Raw genomic sequence first — 18,978 nt, 5'->3', positions numbered from 1 at the left:
ACACTCACATCTACACCATCACGTAGGGCGAGCGAAGCGACTCCAGACGCTAAAATCACTGTAAATACCCCCTTATAACGCTTAAACTTCAATTCTAACCTTACTATATAGCTTAATATTTTCACTAAATTCTCAATAAATCAGACCCTGATTACAGAGTCCCACGTTTCTTCTCATTTTGTTGCAATTTCATTCTTGGTTTAATAAGTGACCTGTGTAAAACTACCTGAGTTAATTTAGTAAATCAGGTGACATGAATGTCGAATATTAAAGCTTGGAAACTTATAAGCCTGTTTTGTTTGTTCGCAGTGCTTATGGGTTGTCAATCGAAAGAAGAGCAGCTGCAACAAACAATTCAAGAGTCTATTAAAAAGGTAGATACGGAGCTGTCTCAGCTTGGTACTGCACTCGATAATGGAAGTGTACGCAATGCTGTGTTACTTAAAGAATATGGCGAGCTTCTTAAAAAGCAACAACCAGAGCTTACAAAAGTTGTTGATGTAATTACCCTTGATGCAACGCGCCAAGGCGCACTTTATAGTGGCTTAACACAGCGACTTAAAGATATTAAAGGAACTTACTTAATTCCTCCTTACGAAGATACGTTACATAGCATTGATTTGTTGCGTGATGCATCTAAACCTACGCTATTTTCTGATGCGTTAACCGATCCTATTAATATGCTAGCTGATATGTCCAAAGGCACTTTAGCGCGTGTAGGCGCAATTAGTAAGCAAGCTGAAGGTGAGGGTGTTGGTAACCAAATGGTAGGTAACCCTAACTATGGTAACTGGCAATCAAATAGTAACGGTATTAGCTTTTGGCAATGGTACGGAATGTACCGTATTTTAGGTGATGTATTTGATCGTGTTGAATATGGAAGCTGGAGTAAGCGCCGAAAGTATAGCTATTACAATGACTATGGCCGCTCGCGTTATTCAAGCCCTAAACAAATTAAAACCCAAAGCGCGCTAGAAACACGCACGCGCCAAACATACCAACGCCAAGGTAAGCAGTTTACAAGCCCTTATGCGAGTAAAAAAACAGGTGCATCAGGTTTAAGCCGTAGTAGTTATACGCCAGCAAAAAGCCGCAGTAGTTATTCTCGTTCGAGCAGTTATAGCAATAGCTCAGGATCGGTGCGTGATAGCGGTAGCAGAACCTCTCGTGGCGTGAGCCGTGGTAAGTAAAAGAATAAAGTTGGAGTTAGAATAATATGTATGAATTTAATGGAATAACTATGTGGTCACTGCAAGCGCTGGCGATTGATTTTGCAATTATTGTTTTATTATTTGTAAGCCTTAAATATATAAAAGGCTGGGTTTCAAACTTACATGCAAATGATGAAATAACAGAGCGTGATAACTTTGCTTTTGGTATTAGCTTTGCCGCTGGCTTAGTGGCACTGGCGATTGTATTAACGGGTGTAAGTAGCGGAGCTTTTGCTGCAACACTGCAACAAGAAGCACTACAAATGTTAGCTTATGGCGCATTAGCAATTGTACTGATTAAGTTGGGTCACTTTTTTCAAGATAAAGTAGCTCTTCGTAAAGTAAGCCTGCACGACGAAATCGTTAAAGGTAACGTTACAGCTTCAATAATTGATTTTGGCCATGTTGTCAGTGTTGCTATCGTTATTCGCTCAGCTCTTTTATGGGTGGCTACTGACGGCTGGCATGGTCTTCCAATTGTAATTGCCGCCTTTATTATAGGTAGTGTTGTATTACTACTTGTTAGCCAGTACCGAGTGCAGTTATTTAAACGTACAAATAAAAGTGGCGACTGCCTACAACAAGCAATTGTTGATGGTAACTTAGCTGTGGGTATTCGTTACGCTGGATTTTTAGTCGGTAGTGCATTAGCTATTACAGCAGCAACGGGTGTTGCACCTTATGCGGCTGATAATATTAATGCGAGTTTACTATACTGGGCTATTAGCGCAGTAGTGAGCCTTGTTGCATTTATTATTTTGCACTTAGTGACAATTAAAATAATTTTATCTGGTTGCGATATTTCCGATGAAGTTAATCGTCAAAAAAATGTAGGTGTAGCTACTATTTCTGCAGCAGTATCATTTGCTGTAGGTATCACTATGGCAACATTACTAGGCGCATAATCAGTGTCATCAACCAACACTCCCCCAAGTAAGTCTCGCTTACTTGGGCACGATATACTACTTATTACTGTTATGGCCGTGCTTGCTGGGTGCGGCCTTATTTATGAATACTTACTGTCTCATTACGCGGGCCGTGTACTTGGCTCGGTAGAGAGCGCTATTTACACCATGATCGGTACTATGATTGTAGCAATGGGCTTAGGTGCCTTTTTAGCGCGTTGGTTTAAAGATGCATTTACCGCTTTTGCTTGGCTAGAAAGCATTATTGCTTTGGTTGGCATGGGCTGCATTTTAGCGATAGCGGGTGTAATAGCAGTTAGTTATTCTCTTCCTCATTTATTTTCGAGCATTTTTAATTTACCCCCTGATGTTGTACTTAATGGTTACGTATTTCAAAAGCTACAAGAGTGGTCACGTTTTCTACCTTATGTTTTTGGTTTAATACTGGGCTTATTTATTGGTATGGAAATACCGCTTATAGCGCGCATTCGTCAGCACGTTTATGGCCGTTTTTTAGAAAACAACGCAGGGACTATTTATGGTGCCGATTATATTGGTGCTGGTATTGGTGCAGCCATTTGGGTAAGTATCATGCTCTCAATGCCTATAATGCAAGCTGCAGCGTGGACGGCGTTATTTAATATCATTGCGGGGCTCGCGTTTTTATGGCGCTACCATACCCATGTGCGCTTTGCTAAGGCACTTTTAGTTTGCCATATAGTATTACTGGCATTATTTGGCTTTATTTTAGTATTTGGCAGTAGCTGGATGAACAATCTAAGTAATGTTTTATACAAAGATAAAGTAATTTATTCGCAAGCAACTAAATACCAACACGTAGTTTTAACCGAAAGATTAAGCAAAAACCAACCTCAGCCAATTACAGATTTATATTTAAATGGGCGTTTACAGTTCTCAAGTATTGATGAGCAAATATATCACTCAATGCTGGTTTACCCTGCAATGCTTGCCTCTAACAGACACGACCGTGTATTAATAATTGGTGGTGGTGACGGGCTTGCACTTAGAGATGTTTTAAAATGGCCTGTAAGCGAAGTAACACTAATAGATTTAGACGCGCAACTACTCAATTTATTTGGTCATAAAGACGGTGACTTTACGCCGCCAGAGCACATCAATAAGCGATTGCTACAGCTAAACAATAAATCGATGCATGATTCGCGAGCCAACATAATTGTGGGTGATGCATTTTTAGAAGTTGAAAAGCTACTTGACCAATCTAAGCAGTTCGACACTATTTTAATTGATTTACCTGACCCTAATCATCCTGATCTAAATAAAATGTACAGTGACTACTTTTATAATCATGTACGGCAGTTATTAGCACCCGATGGCGCAATGGCGGTTCAATCAACCTCACCTTATCACGCTAAAAAAGCGTTTTTAAGCATTGCTAAAACAGTTAAAGCTGCTGGGTTTGAGTATGTTGAGCAGTATCAGCAAAACATACCTTCTTTTGGGCAGTGGGGCTGGACTATAGCGACTAAAATGGGGCAGTCGGCCAGTGGCCGTATTAATGATGCGACGGCTATGCCTGTGCCATCAAGATGGATTAGTAAAGAATATTTATTGGCAAGTTTTGTATTTCCTAACCACTACTTTGAACAAGTTAAAAGTATTGAGGTCAATAGGTTAGGGTCTGGTCAGTTGTATGATTACTACCGAACTGCATGGCAAATAGAAAGCGAATTGTATAAAAACTAATAAAACATGGTTGACATAATATGTCGACCATGAGAATCTTAACTCAGACATAATATGTCAAACGACAAAAGGCAGAGACATGGAATTAAATGAACTTTCAATAAAATTAGCTTCTTTTGAAACTGAAGGCGCTAACTTTGAGTCTTTCTTGATTGCCAACCCAGGCGAGCAAGATGTTTTACAAGTCATTGTTGATGGAAATGATGAACTTCCAATTTTTGTTACACAAACGCAAGAGCAGTTGTTATGTATTAGCTACTTGTTTGACGAAGATGAAGTTAAGAGTGAATTACGCAACGAGTTAAACGAAACATTACTACGTTTAAACGTGCCAATTCCACTGAGTGCATTTGCTAAAATCGATAACAAATACGCGATTTTTGGTGCACTGTCGGTAAATTCATCATTAGATGACGTTACCCACGAACTAGTGACATTAGCCGATAACGCTATCGATGCACTAGAAGCCGTGACCTTGTATTTAAACGATTAATAGCTAGTTAGTGGAGTTAAGATTATGAGTATTTTAAAAAAATTATTTACAGCAGTACGTGGCGGCGCTCGTGAAGCAGGCGAAGCAATTGTAGACAAAAATGGCATCCGTATTTTTGAGCAAGAAATTGCAGACGCGCAAAATGCACTTCACCGAGCTAAAAAAAGCCTTACTGAAGTAATGGCCAAAGAAATGCAAACTAAGCGTAAAATTAGCGCTGTAGATGCATCAATCGCTGAACATGAAGCGTATGCAGGCCAAGCTCTTGAAAAGGGCAACGAAGCATTAGCATTAGAAATTGCAGAAAAAATTGGTGACTTTGAAGCTGAAAAAGCTGAAAACGAGCAAGTATTGTCTGGCTTTAGCAATCACATTGTTGCGCTTAAGCAGCAAGTTAAAGATGCTGAAAAATCGATTAAAGAGAATCAGCGTCAGCTTACAATGGTTAAAACCACTGAAAGCGTACAGCAAGCAACAATGGCTGTTAATAGCACGCTTAATACAAACAGCTCGTCTATGACATCGGCTCGTCAATCGCTTGAACGCATTAAACAGCGCCAACAAGATCGAAGTGACCAGCTTGGTGCTGCAAAGCAACTTGAGTCAGACGTAAATGGCGATGACTTAAAAGCAAAAATGGCTGAAGCAGGCATTGGCGACACAAGTCCAAAAAGCGCTGATATTTTAGCTCGCATCAAAGCGAAGCAAAATAGCTAACCATTACGTTTATACTTTAAAAAGGTAACCGAGTTTTTCTCAGTTACCTTTTTTGCTTAAAAGGCAGCCTTCCTATGTTTAATTTTTTCAAATCTAAAAAAGAGCCAGAACGTCAACTTAATCACCCGAGCGATCTTAAAAAAGGCGACATGTTTAGCGTTATTGACTCATTTGCATATCCTGCATGGTTAAAGGGTGAAACGTTACGTGTTACTGACATTCAGACTTACCAATATCAGCACAGTAGCGATACTGAATTTGTACTTGAGACAAATAGCGGCCAAGTTGTATTTTTACAAATTGAGCAAGATGATGGCGAAGAGTGGGCTAACTTTTCTATTAAAATTCAGCGAAACGAAGTTGAAGAAATATTTAGCCTTGATGAGTTTGCGCGTATTTTTGATGAAGAGTCGTTAACCCACATTACAGTGCAAAATACACCAGAGCGCTTTATGCAGTTTTTAGCTAAAAGCTACCAACAAAGCGAGTCGCCTTATGTGTGTTATTTCCATAATAAAGATTACCGCAACCAAACTTTGCCTCGCTATGAGCAAGAAGGTGGTGAGCCATGTGAAATGATTTGCTTAGCGTCAGATAATGAAGGCTTTGGTTTAAATATCGAAATTTGGGATGGCGGCGAAACCGAAGTATCGCTAACGCTCATGCGTCCAATGTCAGACATTGTAGACTTGTTTCCCGGAGATGCTAAGTGAGTGATGCTAAAGATAAGTGGTTACGTCAGGAACAAGCTGTACGTGCCACACAAATGGCATTCGATCTAAGCAGCGAAGTTCAAAAGCTGATAAAAAAGCAGGCAATTGATCAAGAGCTAACGCCGTCAGATATGATCCGAAAAATACTTGGCTTAGACGTAAAGTCTAAAAAAACGCGTCAACGTTTATCGTTTAACTTAAATGATGATGAAATAGCGCAACTAGCCAGTCGCTTTGATGTACAAAGCGATGATAAGCGAGCCGTAAAGCAACAAGTAGCTGATTTATTAATAGCTCACACTAAAAATAAAAAAGTGAAATAATTTAATTAGGTTTTTATGAATATTATTTTAATTGCTTACTTAATTATTTTTGCGTTGTTTGGTACTGCGGCGAGTTATTTTGTACGTTTTATTTATGCATATTGGGTGCTTAAAACAATGCCCATGAAATACATTATTAAAGCGGGTATTTGCGTGGTACTGGTGGTAGTAATTTCAGCGTTAATTCCGTATTTAAGTTAACGCTGAAATTAGCTTATACGCGGCCGTTTTTATTTTATATCAAACGACTGGCATTGGTGGTTAATACACAGCGATTGCACTTCAAGTACAGGAGAACAATCAGTTAAGCCTTGTGCTTTATTTTGTATGTTTTCTTGTTTTGTTATTTGTTGAGCAAGCTGTTCTGCTTCTTCTTGAGATGTGTTTAGCGTTGAATAAACAGCATATTTACTCGGTCCGCCGCATGCGCGGGCGCCCACTTCAAGTACTTTGCACTGAAAGCTTGCAGTGCAGCTGTTATTACTCACCATGTTATTCAGATCATAGTTTAAGTCAGATAAGTTTTTACTTTGCTCATTTGACGTCACAGTACTAGCACAACCACTTAGTAATAAAATGCTGCTAGCAATGCTTAAAATTGATAGTTTAATTGCCGATGGTAAACAACTCATAACGTTATCCTTAAAATGCACTTACCGCTGAGCCTTCAAGTTTAACACATTTATTTTCAACACACTGCGTGCTTGGCGTTGTTAAATGCTGACAAATGCTCATCATCCCTTTTTGTGAATTATAACTACTTTCAAGCTTAGTAATTTTGTCGCTAAGGGCTGCTACTTGTTCCTCAGATGCTGCGTTTGTTGAGTACACAACAAAGCTGCTTGGCCCACCACATGCGCGACTGCCTACTGCATTTACTCTACATTGGGTGCTGGTATCACATTGCTTATCTGTAATTAGCGTATTTAATTCGGTTTTAGCTGTTTTTATATCGTCTATTGAAACGTTTTTTAAATCAGCTTTTGGTATTTTTTCAGCAACTACGTTCTTTTTAGTATTTTCTTGTAATTGAGTGTTTTCTTTTAGCTTTTGTGGCTCTTGCTTTGGTGCTTCAGCTTCTGAGGTGATTGTTACTTGCTGCGTTTCAGTGGGTGCTTTATCTAAGCATGCAGTTAAACACAGTGGTAAAAGTATGGCTAACAATGGGGTACGCATAACAAACCTTGATAGTGATGAAATATTCATCACTATCATACACGGTGCATTTTTTACGGCAATAAAAACTATATTATCAAGTAATTAAAGCCGTGAAAAATACCGTTTTGTTAAAGTCCACCCTGCGTTAGTTTGGTGGGGTTAAGTAGTTTTTCGAGTTCACTGCGTGGTAAATCAGTTTCTTGTTCGGCTACATCAATAATAGGGCGGGCTTCTTTATAAGCCTGCTTTGCTATTTTTGCTGCTTTTTCATAACCGATCACCGGATTAAGCGCAGTTACCAAAATTGGATTTTTAGCGAGTGCTTTATCTATATTTGGCTGATTCACCTTAAAACTGGCAATCGCTTTATCGCCCAGCGCTTGTGCGCTATTTGCAAGTAACTCAATACTTTGCAAAATATTATACGCAATGACTGGGAGCATAACGTTTAGCTCAAAATTACCCGCTTGACCTGCTACGGTAATAGTGGCGTCGTTGCCAATAACTTGTGCGCTTACCATGGCTGCGGCTTCTGGTATTACTGGGTTTACCTTACCTGGCATAATAGATGAGCCTGGTTGAAGCGCTTCAAGCTCTATTTCACCTAAACCTGCAAGTGGTCCTGAGTTCATCCAGCGTAGGTCGTTGGCTATTTTCATTTGTGCGACAGCGAGTACTTTTAATTGCCCCGAAAGCGCGACGATGGCGTCTTGTGAACCTATATTATAAAAAAAGTTACTACTGGGCGTAAATCTAATGCCTACATTGGCACTCAGATTTTCTGCAAATTTGGCTGCAAACTTAGGGTCTGCATTTATTCCTGTTCCAACGGCTGTACCGCCTTGTGCAAGTTCGCATACACGCTCTAAGCTATGTCTAATTCCTGCTGCGGCATGATTAACTTGTGACTGCCATGCACTTAGTGTTTGATCAAACGTTACAGGCATTGCATCCATTAAATGCGTACGGCCCGTTTTAACTATATGGCCTACTTCAGCTTTTTTCTTTTCCAGGCTTTGCGATAAGTTTTCAAGCGAAGGAAGTAATTCATACACTACATTTATTGCGCTACTGAGTGCGATAGCAGTAGGGACTACATCGTTAGAACTTTGCCCCATGTTTACATCATCATTAGGGTGAATGCTTTCGTTGCCTATCCGGCTAGCAAGCGTTGCAATAACTTCGTTGGCATTCATATTTGAGCTTGTGCCTGAACCAGTTTGAAAAATATCAACGGGGAAATGCTCAACATGCTCGCCATCAATAATACTTTGACAAGCTTGCTCAATAGCATCGGCTTTAGTTTTACTTAAATGACCAAGCTCGCAGTTACTTTGCGCAGCAGCTTGTTTTATATAAGCCAGTGCAGTGATAAATTGCTTTGGCATAGATAAGCCACTAATGGCAAAGTTATTAACTGCTCGTTGTGTTTGCGCCTGATAGAGCGCATCAGTAGGTACTTGTAGCTCGCCCATGCTGTCTGATTCTGTTCTAAAGTTGCTCATAAGTGTGCTCCTTAAAAAGGGTTGAATTCGTGACTAAGAATACGAGCTTCACGCTCAAGTATTAAAAATTGTGCAGTATTGTTATGCACTTTATAAAACCGTTTTAGTGCTAATAAAGGTTTGTATAACTGCTCTAAACATTGTTTACGAATAGCATTATGTATAAGAGGGTCGCACATTTTGTTCATAATTTCATGGTGTGTGCGTCTAAGATAAAACTCTTGAAGCAAGGGATTACGTTGTTGCTCAAATTTTTTGGCGACGTTAAGGGCGGTTTCTATGTAATCGGCGACGAGCATGGGTGCATGCAGGCCAGGTCTTAAGCAATGGCAAGAGAGTTCTTGATGGTAACGATGCTGGGCATAATTTGAAGACATAAAAAAACCGACTTAAGTTAACGATAATAGTTATCATTACATTTAATCGGTTTCAGTGTAAACAGTTATTATAAAAATTATTTGCGATACTAATTTGAGTTTTAATTGTAGCCAAGAATAAATATCTGATCTGTTTCATGTTTGGTCATCGCCTGTTGATTATGTTTAGGGTGCGAAAGTAAATCGATTACTGTAGCTCTCATATCAACGGCGTAACTATGATCGTCGGTGGTTTTTTCGGTTATAGCAATAGCTGCGTCTACAGCGGTATAAGGGGGTATATGCATAATTTTATCCTTTGAAATTTAATATAAGTTAAACCCTTTAGTGGGTTAGTTATATAAAAGCATATTACGTACCAATCATAATAAATTAACTCAACCATATGATAGTTATAGTGTTTAAAAATTATCTTTTTTTCATCACGACAAAATAAGCTAAATTTGCTTTACTGTTGTGCATTAATCTACAATTTTGGTGCACAGTAATGACAAAGCCATTTTCACAAGCCTGTGAAAACAATAAAACCCCTATTTTAGAGCAATTAAAGGACGTATTAAAAAATACTAAAACAGTACTCGAAGTTGGCTCAGGAACCGGCCAGCATAGTGTTTTTTTTGCAGAGCAATTACCACATTTACAATGGCATACAAGTGATCGTGCTATAAACCACGAAGGGATTAATTTATGGCACCGCGAAGCTAATTCAACTAATTTACATGCACCACTTGAGCTTGATTTAAATAATGAGTGGCCAATAGATAAAGTTGACGCTATTTATACTGCAAACACATTTCATATTGTAAGTTGGCAATTAGTTGAGCGTTTTTTTGATGGTGTTAAACGCCACTTAAATAGCGACGGTATGTTGTGTATTTATGGGCCATTCAAATACCAAGGTGAATTTACCAGCCCAAGTAATGATGACTTTAGTGCCTTTTTAACAGAGCGCGATCCGTTAAGTGGAATAAGAGATTTTGAAGCAGTTGAACAACTAGCTAAGCAAGCAGGGCTTACGCTTATTAGCGATACAGCCATGCCTGCAAATAATCAGTTACTCGTTTTTAAACGGCAGTAATGAGCTACATTGCTCTTTATATATATCAATATGGCCGCGTTCACGCTTTAAGTAGTCGCTTATTGCATTACTAAAGTCGCCATCAACAATATGGTGAGCAGAGTAGGTAAGTACGGGTTCAAATCCGCGTGCTATTTTGTGCTCACCTTGTGCACCTGAATGAAAACAGTTGAGTTTATGCTTTATTGCAAACTCAATACCTTGGTAATAACACAATTCAAAGTGCAGCGAATCTACTTCCTCACTTGCTCCCCAGTAGCGCCCATAAAGCGTATTTTTACCTACTAAACTAAGTGTTGCAGCAATCACGTTATCGTCTCTTTTGGCCAGCATAATAACGAGAGTATTAGCCATTAAGGCATGTAAAAGCGTAAAAAACTCCATATTTAAATAGCCCAAATGACCAGAGCGCTTTAAGTAGGTACGCTGATAAAACTCACAAAAGAATTGCATTATCTCGGGCGTAATTTGCGTTCCTTGCAGCCATTCAATATCAATGTTCTGTTGCGCTATTTTAGCTCGCTCTTTTTTAAGTGACTTACGTTTTCGTGAGCTAAGCATCTGCAAAAAGTCGTCAAAGGATTCATAACCTTTATTAAACCACTGAAATTGCACACCCACTCTTAACATGGCGTGTTGCTCAGTTAATGAGGTGGCTTGGGCTTGGTCGCAAAAATTAACATGCCATCCCGACCATCCTTGCTGAGCACTGTGTAAGCTAAGTTGCTCTGTAATGTATTGATATACCGCATTTGGATTAGCGTGCTCGATAGCAATGCGCTTGCCTTCAATAGGGCTAAAAGGAATGCCAGATAGCCACTTGGGATAATATTCTAAACCGTGTTTTTCGTATGCCTCAGCCCAGGCCCAGTCAAATACATACTCGCCGTATGAATGACTTTTTAAATACCCAGGTGCAAGTGCAACGAGCGTATCACTTTCAAAAATAGCGAGGTGATGGGGCTGCCAACCACTTTTTTGTGTTACGCATTGGCTTTGTTCAAGGGCATATAAAAAAGCATGTTGAGTAAATGGTTCATCACCAAATAAACGTTGCCACTGCGCCTGATCAATCTCATTAATACTGCTAAACCATTGGTGCGAAAACGTTCCCATGACTACTTACCTTGTAGTTGTTCTAAGCTGTTCTACGTTTTTAATAAACGTACTAATTTGCATTTTAAGCTCGGTAAAATGAGGATTATAAGTTAAGCGCTGTAAAGCCGGATAGTGTTTTAAGTTGGCGCTTGTACGCTCTCCTAGTTGTGGGTTTTTAGTTGTTTTACATGTTTTATATATGGACTCGTCGTTAATAAAGCTGCCACAATTGCGATAAGTTGCGTTAATTCCATAATGTGGATTTTGCGGTGAGTTAACAACAGCAATATGCGACATACCATGAACCTTTTTACATTGACGTGTTGTGCATTGCGGATTATTTACTGTGTAGTCACTAGCAAAGTCTGGCGGTAAAATATTGGTGCTTCCATAAAGTACTAAAGTATCGAGCGGCTTATATTTGATTGAATTACCTTGGTGTAATGCACTTAATAATTTTAGCGTGGCACGCGTATCTATCGTGGTATCAATATCGCTAAGTACACTAAAAATAGGTAATTTAAGTGCAGGGCGTTTGTTTAAGCTACTTACGCTTGCAAGTGACATTGCATCGTACGAAGCGGCAGCTGCATTTAAAGGAAATGACTCATACTTAGCAAAGTCTACATCGGCGTCTTTATCAATCCAATTAACAAAGGGTATGGCATCAATCCACTTTGCTATCCAGCCGTACTTATTATGTGGCTCAGAGCCTGGCGAATAAAGCATAAGCGCTTTAATTTTAGGGGATACAGTGTGTTTGGTTGCGTAATCAATAAGTAACGCTGCACCGGTAGAGTAACCTGCGAGTATCACCTCATCAAAGTCTTGTACGGAGCGTTCAATACCGTATTTTATTGCTTGTTGCCATTGGCTAACGTCTACATTAAGTAAGGCACTTGCGGCGCTACCATGTCCTGGTAATAAAATAGTACGCACAGTATAGCCTTGCTGATAATACACTTGTGCTAAATCGTGATACGTAAAGGGGGAGTCAGTTAGTCCGTGGATTAATAGCGCAACTTTATTGCTGTTTGGATGCGTAAGCTCAAAAGGGGCAATAATATCTGCAATAGTAGGGTCAGGTTTTCGCGTACCTTGTGTTACTAATTGCTGATACGTTTGTGTAATAACAGGGCATGGCATATTTGCACGTGGATTGGCTTTATTTATATGTTTATATGCAAAATCTAAGTAATCGTTAAATGGCAAAAGGGCGTGGTAATTAAAGCGCTGGTGGTTGTGCTCATTTTCAAAGCGTAATAAGCCTTGTTGCTTACTTTTTGTTATAAATTTAAAGTCGCTCGCCTGCGATATACAGTTTTGAGCGACAGCTGTGTGAGAAAAAACACTTAAAACAAAACCCAAAAATACTCTTAAAACTATTCTTAAAATTAAACCACTATTGTTCATTAACTTCTGCATATTGGACAAGACACTCGGTTAGCTTAATGAGTTCAAGCGGTTTTGCAAGATGTTGATTAAATCCAACTGCTTGTGCATGTGCTTTATCCTCTGGCATTACGTCGGCAGTTAAAGCAATAATCGGGAGTTCTTGTTCGGTTTTAAACTGGCGGATCAGTGCCGTTGCTCTATAGCCATCCATTATAGGCATTTGGCAATCCATAAGGACTAAATCAAAATGTTGTTTTTTCACTATATCGACCGCCAACTCACCGTTTTCTACTATATACGGCACAATCCCTAACGAGCCAAGCATCGCTTTAATAACCATTTGATTTACTGGGTTATCCTCTGCGACCAAAATGTCTAGCGAAGTAATATTAGTATTATCAAATGTAATAACATGTTCTTTTTTAGGCTCTGTTGTTTCTAATCGTATTGAAAATGTAAAAGTAGAGCCTTTATCTATTTCACTTTTAAGTGTTATTTCTCCCCCCATTAGCTGGCTTAGCTCTTTAGCTATGGTTAAGCCAAGTCCTGTACCGCCAAACTGCCTTGAGGTAGAACTATCAGCTTGGGTAAATGCATTAAATAATTTTTTATGCTGGCTTGGTTTTATACCTATTCCGGTATCACTAACGTTTATAACAAGCTGTACTTTATTGGCGGCAGTAAACTCTGTTTCTATGTTTAAAGCAACGCTGCCTTGGCTTGTAAATTTAATCGCGTTACTACATAAATTAAGTAATACCTGCTCAATTCGCATAGGATCACCAATAAACCAGGTATTTAAAGGTAGCTTTGAGTTAACTTGCCAGTTAATACCTTTGTTAACTGCGCTTTGTTCAAACATATTGTCTATGCGTGTTATTAAGGCACCTAGGTCGAATGCAATAGATTCAATAACTAACTTTTGGGATTCTATTTTTGATATATCAAGAATGTCATTAATTAAGTTTAATAAACTTTTAGATGATGAGTTTATTTTATCTAAATAGCCAATGAGTGTACTTGCACTGTCTGTTTCTCGAGCAAGTGAAGAAAAACCAATAACGGCGTTTAATGGTGTACGTATTTCGTGGCTCATATTCGCTAAAAATTGGCTTTTAGCCTGATTAGCTAAATCAGACTGCTGCTTTGCTTGTGCGAGTGAGTGTGTACGCTCTGCAACTTGACGTGTAAGTGCAATCTGTTGCTGATTAAACAGCAGTAAAACCATTAAAATTAAAGAACATACGGCAACTTGAAGTATGAGCAATAATAGAGTTAGTTGACTATTATGTTGTGTTAAAAAGCTTTCTTTAAGGGCTAGTTTTACAATCCATTTTTGCCCTGCAAAGTCCACGTCAAACGACATTAAACGGCTGCCTTTGGCTTGCTGAACATCTTGAGAGTAATTACTATAAAACGGCGGTGTGTTTGTATCTTCGTATATACCAATCGAAAACATATCAGACTGTTCTTTAGAAATGGCCTGCTCAATAATACTACGCACTAAAAATATACCAGTGGCATAGCCTTTAATTGTTTTTTCATCGTTATATTGAGAGTACACAGGGGCAAATAATAAATAGGCTGGTTTAGGTTGTTTGGTTTGCACCAACTGAATTATTTTAGTTCCGACTGGCATGTACTTTATAGCGGGGTTAAGCAGAGAGTTTTTTCGATCAGGGTTTGAAAATACATTAAAGCCAATAGCTTTTTGATTACCATTAAAAGGAGCTATGTATTTTACTATAACAAGGGGATCGTTAATTTCAAGAGGTTCGCCAACTATATCAATATCTAAATGGTAAATGTTTGATATTTCTTGAGCAAAGACTTCGCGTTGATCTTGAGGTATTTTTGCATTCCACGATAAAGCGTTAATAAACTCGTATTGAGTTAGTAACTGACTAGCATAAGAATAAAAATCTTGCTGGCTCAGCATGGGAGATGATTGAACCTGACTTGCTAAGCTCTGCACTGCAATAATACTGCGATTTGTATATCTATAAAGGCTGTTTTCTATAACGTGGACTTCACGTTCGGCAATTTTAATAGTGCTTATACGATTTTCCTGATCGTATAATTGTGTTGTTACCGCGACTGATAAAAATAAAACTGAGCATACTGCAATTGTCGGAAATGCCGATATAGTATGTTGATTAGACTTTTGTGGTAATAAAGAAAGTAAAAATGGAGTTGCAATTAATACCCCTAATGTATCGCCAAGCCACCAGTAAATAACATTATTCCAATGATTATCAATACTGTAAATCGAGTTAAATTGACTCAGTGCGAATACGCCAAAGTTAGCTGAAATTAAGCTGACCAATATGGCTATGACTAAAATAAAGTAAATTATATTCTTGCGCTTTTTAAAGCGCAGCGGGTGGCCAAGCCAATACTTTAAAAGAGCTGCGCCGACCATTGCCTGTATAACAACACCAAAGGCGATATACATTGCCTCGTTGAATGAGTTGCCGACTAGGACTAGCTCATGAGCTGAACTGTCAAAAATATTAAGGTTAAAGGCAATTGCAGCTACAAATAAAGGCGGGATAAAGCGCCACCACCAAATATAACAACCGACTAGAGCTATGCCGGCAGGTAACCAAATTGGAATTATTTGCGAGTTAAAAGCAAGTTTAGTGAGTGCTATGCCGACTAAAAAATATGCTAAAGCAAACATGATGTAAAAAATAATGGAATGATTTTTAGAGTTAAAATTTTTCACATAAGGTCCAAGCAATTATTATTATCGTTTTGAAATATCAGTATAGCTAACAGTAAGTTATTTTGGTTATTTTTATAATGGTAACTGTTTTTTGCTAAATGACTGCTTTAACACGACTGTTGATTCTATATTTGCAATACAACTTAAACTACCTAGTTGATGTTTTACAAATGTTTCGTAGCTCTCAAGATCATGTGCAATGATTTTTAATAAATAATCATAGCTTCCTGATATTACACAACACTCTAATACATGTGGTAATTTTTCTACATGTTGCTCAAATTGCTCTGCAGCACTTACCGAGTTTTGGCTTAATCGTACGAATGCATATACCAACACATTAAGGTTAAGTGCTTTAGGATTTATGGCGGCGTGGTAGCCGGTAATAATATTTTCTTGCTCTAACTTTTTTATACGCCTTAAACAAGGTGTATCCGATAGGTTAATACTGCTGGCCAAATCTGAAACAGACATACGAGCTTGGCTTTGCAGTGCAATGAGTAATTGCTGGTCTTTTTTATCTAACATAGTTGTCGGCTTTTATTAATTATTTTTATATTTGTAGTGATTATTGCTAAGTATTGCAATTTTTACTAATTTTTTTGGCGTTTTACCCTCATTGAACTCTGTTAGCATTTAACTATAAAAATAATAGAGCACAACAATGAACACACATACCGCTATTTTTGATCACTGGATACGAACAGAGTTTGTCACTTTAAATAGTGAATTAGAGCAGCTTTATTGGCAGCAAACCGATAAAGCAAATGTAGAAGGAATAGGTGAGGCCTTAAAGCAACAATTAGAAAAAGAAGGCAACGCATTAATTAGCAATTTATTAGCCGAGGGAAACACAGATCAAGGCTTTGATAGCGCTTTTGACTTACTCGGTAACGTAGGATTGTTTATGGCGGCGTGTAGGCGCCATGAAATTACTGAGCCAAGCAGAGAAACTACTTCGCCACTAATTGAAGCCTCAGCGCTTGCTATGCATATAGGCGCATCCATTGGCGTAACCCCTCGTTTTGCTACCGCCCACTTAACTACTCATAACAAAGCACTTAACGGTATTTATAAACGATTTACCAATTTACCTGATGAAAAGCTATTTCTTGATTACAACACCCAAGGTATTTTGGCCTATAAACGTGCAAGTGATGCTTTATTAAAAATATTGCCGTTAGGTATCTCACACCCCCTGTGTGGTGAGTTATTAAAAGTAGCAAAACAAGCGCTTATAGATGTAATTGAGTCAAATAATGCACTTTATTCTGAGCTCGATGCAGATCGCTTTTTTAACTGCGTTCGCCCTTATTATAAACCGTACCGTGTAGGTAAAGAGGTTTACAGAGGTGCAAATGCTGGTGACTTTGCAGGTATTAACGTGATTGATATGTTACTAGGGCTTTGTAGCGCAAATGAGCCTAGTTACTCGCAAATGCTGGTGGATAAGTTTTTATATATGATGCCAGAGGAGCAACAAATCCTACGAGAAGCCATGCGTATGCAAAGCTTTATGGATGACTTTTTACAAGCAGAGCAATATAAAAATACAGATTGGTTTAAAAGCCACGCAACGTTATTTATCCAAGTGTGTAAATTACATGGTGACACCGCAGTCGGTCATCATAATCAACTGATTGAAAAGTTTATTGCTCAGCCCTCAAAAAATATGCAACAGCAGCATATGAGCAAGGTAACAGCAAGTGGTCCGCCGCTTCATGTGTTACTTGATTCGCTCGAAAAATTAAGAGATAGGCGGGCTAGCGCAAAACGCGACGATATAAAAACACGTTTTGATGACCTAAATACACTTAAAGAATGGATTAAATAGCATGCTTAAAAATGATTTTTGTATGGCCGATGGCTGTTATTTACTAAACCACTCGGTAGGGCGTCCTCTTAAAAATACGCAGCAATATTTAGCTCAGCACTACTTTTTACCGTGGGAGAGCTCAAATAAAGAACCTTGGCAACAATGGCTGCCCGCAGTTGAGCAATTTACTACCGCGCTTGGTAAGTTATTTAATGCGCCTAGTTCGCAGTTTTGTCCTCAAGTTAATTTATCAAGCGGCTTAACAAAGTTGCTTATGTCGCATCCACGGCTACAGCAAAAAAATTGTAAAGTGCTTATGGCGCAAAGTGATTTTCCGAGCATGGGTTTTGCAATGCAAAAAGCATTACCAGAGTGCGCACAAATTATGTTTATACCAGAGCACGAAAACCTAACTGATATTAGTGTTTGGCAGCGTTATATAACCGCCGACATCGATTTAGTTTTTATAAGTCATGTGTATTCAAATACAGGTGTACAGGCGCCTGTATACGATATTGTAGCTATAAGTAAATTAACCAATAGTTTATCAATAGTTGATGTTGCTCAGTCAGCGGGTGTTATATCGCTTGATTTAAGCATACTCGATGCGGACTTTATGATTGGCTCGAGCGTTAAATGGCTATGTGGTGGCCCAGGTGCAGCTTATTTATGGGTTAACAAAAATCAAATAGAGTATTGCGAGCCTAAAGATGTGGGTTGGTTTTCGCATCAAAATCCATTTGAGTTCGATATTAACCACTTTGAATATAACGCCAGTGCACTCAAATTTTGGGGGGGCACTCCCTCTGTAGCACCTTATATTATTGCCGCAAATAGCATTGCTTACTTTGCAGAGCTAACTGCTCACAAGGTAAGGGATCATAACTTAGCCATGCTTACGCTTATTCATGAGCAACTAGGCAAATATGTTGCATCACCTATGAGTAGTGATAAATGCAACGGGACTGTTATTTTGTTTTTTAACAAGCAGCAAGACCATGTACTTACAGAGCTTAATAAAGCGAAAGTCAGTGTAGATGCCCGTAAATTTGGGATACGAGTATCGCCACATATTTATAATACTCAAGAAGACGTTGCGCAGTTTATCTCGATAGTAAAACGAGCGCTTAAGGGTTTTGGCTAAGCTGCTGCTTTCTTTGTTTTAATGACTCTATTTTTTGCTGCGTTTGATTAATTGATGCGTCGTAAGCTTGCTTTAACGAATTTGTTTTAGTTGCGATAGCATCAGCAATAGACGAAGCGCCTAAACGATTGGCTTTATCTTGAGTCATGTAATCTATCTGCTGTTTTTTAGCTGCGTATTCTTTTTGGCTTTGTGCAATAGATAGCTCAAGGCGCTTTATTTCACGTTCTATTTGTTGAACTTCTAAGTAGTCATCCACAGAGGTGTCGGTAATACCTTTACCGGGCGTAGAGCTTTTGTATGCTTCAATTACGTTTATATCTTTAAGAGTAATAACTTGTGCATCTTTAGCGCAAGGCGTTTGGCTAAAGGTAGGAACGCCCTTAATTACACACTTATACACTGTTGTACTTTGTGCCAAGGTAAAAAATGGTGCTGCCGCGCAAACTGATAGCAATATGAACCGGATCATAGCTAAACCTAAAAGTGGCTAAAGTTGTGTTAATAATGCCCTAAGTTATTACTAGGCACAATTTGTTTAGTTTTTATAAATTTTAGGCACAAAAAAACCACAATTAAGTGGTTTAAATTA

General features: G+C 38.7%; 21 protein-coding genes. 11 read left to right on the top strand and 10 right to left on the bottom strand.

Annotation, left to right across the window (positions count from 1 at the left end):
- Nucleotides 1-257: 257 nt before the first annotated feature.
- From CXF89_RS14710 to CXF89_RS14675, 8 genes are all read left to right on the top strand, one after another.
- Entirely contained in the window at nucleotides 258-1,190 is a 933-nt protein-coding gene (locus tag CXF89_RS14710) for a hypothetical protein (protein ID WP_007579759.1), read from the top strand.
- A 26-nt stretch (nucleotides 1,191-1,216) separates the two neighbouring features.
- On the top strand, nucleotides 1,217-2,116 hold the full coding sequence (locus CXF89_RS14705) for a DUF350 domain-containing protein (RefSeq protein WP_024589503.1): 900 nt from the start codon (nucleotides 1,217-1,219) through the stop codon (nucleotides 2,114-2,116).
- Between the two features lie 3 nt (nucleotides 2,117-2,119).
- A complete protein-coding gene (locus CXF89_RS14700; RefSeq protein WP_121955019.1) occupies nucleotides 2,120-3,841 on the top strand; it encodes a polyamine aminopropyltransferase in 1,722 nt (573 codons plus the stop codon).
- A 79-nt stretch (nucleotides 3,842-3,920) separates the two neighbouring features.
- Complete coding sequence (locus tag CXF89_RS14695) at nucleotides 3,921-4,334, top strand: YjfI family protein (protein ID WP_004335098.1); 414 nt, start codon at nucleotides 3,921-3,923, stop codon at nucleotides 4,332-4,334.
- A 24-nt stretch (nucleotides 4,335-4,358) separates the two neighbouring features.
- Nucleotides 4,359-5,051, top strand: a complete 693-nt coding sequence (locus tag CXF89_RS14690) for a PspA/IM30 family protein (RefSeq protein ID WP_004335088.1) — start codon at nucleotides 4,359-4,361, stop codon at nucleotides 5,049-5,051.
- Nucleotides 5,052-5,125: 74 nt separating this feature from the next.
- Nucleotides 5,126-5,764 (top strand): DUF4178 domain-containing protein, encoded by a 639-nt coding sequence (locus CXF89_RS14685; RefSeq protein ID WP_024592232.1) that lies wholly within the window; start codon nucleotides 5,126-5,128, stop codon nucleotides 5,762-5,764.
- Nucleotides 5,761-6,087, top strand: coding sequence for a hypothetical protein (locus CXF89_RS14680; RefSeq protein WP_010554828.1), 327 nt, complete (start codon nucleotides 5,761-5,763; stop codon nucleotides 6,085-6,087). Before CXF89_RS14685 ends, CXF89_RS14680 begins: the two co-directional genes overlap by 4 nt.
- A gap of 15 nt (nucleotides 6,088-6,102) precedes the next feature.
- Nucleotides 6,103-6,288 (top strand): hypothetical protein, encoded by a 186-nt coding sequence (locus CXF89_RS14675; protein WP_007579770.1) that lies wholly within the window; start codon nucleotides 6,103-6,105, stop codon nucleotides 6,286-6,288.
- A 29-nt stretch (nucleotides 6,289-6,317) separates the two neighbouring features.
- Here the strand turns inward: CXF89_RS14675 and CXF89_RS14670 are convergent, their stop codons facing one another.
- The 5 genes from CXF89_RS14670 to CXF89_RS14650 form a co-directional block, all read right to left on the bottom strand.
- Complete coding sequence (locus tag CXF89_RS14670) at nucleotides 6,318-6,719, bottom strand: hypothetical protein (RefSeq protein WP_024589501.1); 402 nt, start codon at nucleotides 6,717-6,719, stop codon at nucleotides 6,318-6,320.
- A 10-nt stretch (nucleotides 6,720-6,729) separates the two neighbouring features.
- Nucleotides 6,730-7,263, bottom strand: a complete 534-nt coding sequence (locus CXF89_RS14665) for a hypothetical protein (RefSeq protein WP_121955018.1) — start codon at nucleotides 7,261-7,263, stop codon at nucleotides 6,730-6,732.
- 110 nt (nucleotides 7,264-7,373) lie between these two features.
- Entirely contained in the window at nucleotides 7,374-8,750 is a 1,377-nt protein-coding gene (locus tag CXF89_RS14660; protein WP_121955017.1) for a class II fumarate hydratase, read from the bottom strand.
- 11 nt (nucleotides 8,751-8,761) lie between these two features.
- Nucleotides 8,762-9,127: a hypothetical protein gene (locus CXF89_RS14655; protein ID WP_231609258.1), complete on the bottom strand. Its 366-nt coding sequence runs from the start codon at nucleotides 9,125-9,127 to the stop codon at nucleotides 8,762-8,764.
- A gap of 101 nt (nucleotides 9,128-9,228) precedes the next feature.
- Nucleotides 9,229-9,414 carry a hypothetical protein gene (locus CXF89_RS14650; protein ID WP_010554833.1) on the bottom strand — a complete coding sequence of 62 codons (186 nt, stop codon included), beginning with the start codon at nucleotides 9,412-9,414 and terminating at the stop codon, nucleotides 9,229-9,231.
- 200 nt (nucleotides 9,415-9,614) lie between these two features.
- Between CXF89_RS14650 and CXF89_RS14645 the strand changes: the two genes are divergently transcribed.
- A complete protein-coding gene (locus CXF89_RS14645; RefSeq protein WP_010554834.1) occupies nucleotides 9,615-10,205 on the top strand; it encodes a DUF938 domain-containing protein in 591 nt (196 codons plus the stop codon).
- Here CXF89_RS14645 and CXF89_RS14640 read toward each other — a convergent pair.
- The 4 genes from CXF89_RS14640 to CXF89_RS14625 form a co-directional block, all read right to left on the bottom strand.
- Nucleotides 10,182-11,321: a GNAT family N-acetyltransferase gene (locus tag CXF89_RS14640; RefSeq protein ID WP_121955016.1), complete on the bottom strand. Its 1,140-nt coding sequence runs from the start codon at nucleotides 11,319-11,321 to the stop codon at nucleotides 10,182-10,184. The two genes, CXF89_RS14645 and CXF89_RS14640, sit on opposite strands and share 24 nt — an antisense overlap.
- Before the next feature lie 6 nt (nucleotides 11,322-11,327).
- Nucleotides 11,328-12,716 (bottom strand): alpha/beta hydrolase, encoded by a 1,389-nt coding sequence (locus CXF89_RS14635; protein WP_121955015.1) that lies wholly within the window; start codon nucleotides 12,714-12,716, stop codon nucleotides 11,328-11,330.
- On the bottom strand, nucleotides 12,706-15,426 hold the full coding sequence (locus tag CXF89_RS14630; protein ID WP_121955014.1) for an ATP-binding protein: 2,721 nt from the start codon (nucleotides 15,424-15,426) through the stop codon (nucleotides 12,706-12,708). The genes CXF89_RS14635 and CXF89_RS14630 overlap by 11 nt, the downstream gene beginning before the upstream one ends.
- Nucleotides 15,427-15,498: 72 nt before the next feature.
- Complete coding sequence (locus tag CXF89_RS14625) at nucleotides 15,499-15,954, bottom strand: Lrp/AsnC family transcriptional regulator (protein ID WP_007579788.1); 456 nt, start codon at nucleotides 15,952-15,954, stop codon at nucleotides 15,499-15,501.
- A 136-nt stretch (nucleotides 15,955-16,090) separates the two neighbouring features.
- On the opposite strand from CXF89_RS14625, the gene CXF89_RS14620 reads away from it, so the two are divergent.
- Entirely contained in the window at nucleotides 16,091-17,260 is a 1,170-nt protein-coding gene (locus tag CXF89_RS14620; protein WP_121955013.1) for a PrnB family protein, read from the top strand.
- A 1-nt stretch (nucleotide 17,261) separates the two neighbouring features.
- On the top strand, nucleotides 17,262-18,386 hold the full coding sequence (locus CXF89_RS14615; protein WP_121955012.1) for an aminotransferase class V-fold PLP-dependent enzyme: 1,125 nt from the start codon (nucleotides 17,262-17,264) through the stop codon (nucleotides 18,384-18,386).
- Here CXF89_RS14615 and CXF89_RS14610 read toward each other — a convergent pair.
- Nucleotides 18,370-18,858 carry a DUF4124 domain-containing protein gene (locus CXF89_RS14610; RefSeq protein WP_007579794.1) on the bottom strand — a complete coding sequence of 163 codons (489 nt, stop codon included), beginning with the start codon at nucleotides 18,856-18,858 and terminating at the stop codon, nucleotides 18,370-18,372. The two genes, CXF89_RS14615 and CXF89_RS14610, sit on opposite strands and share 17 nt — an antisense overlap.
- Nucleotides 18,859-18,978 lie beyond the last annotated feature (120 nt).

This window comes from Pseudoalteromonas sp. MelDa3 (genome assembly GCF_002863625.1).
GTDB classification, from domain to species: Bacteria; Pseudomonadota; Gammaproteobacteria; order Enterobacterales; family Alteromonadaceae; genus Pseudoalteromonas; species Pseudoalteromonas arctica.
The sequence above is the reverse complement of the archived record's forward strand: the minus strand, read 5'-3'. Positions and strand labels throughout refer to the sequence as shown.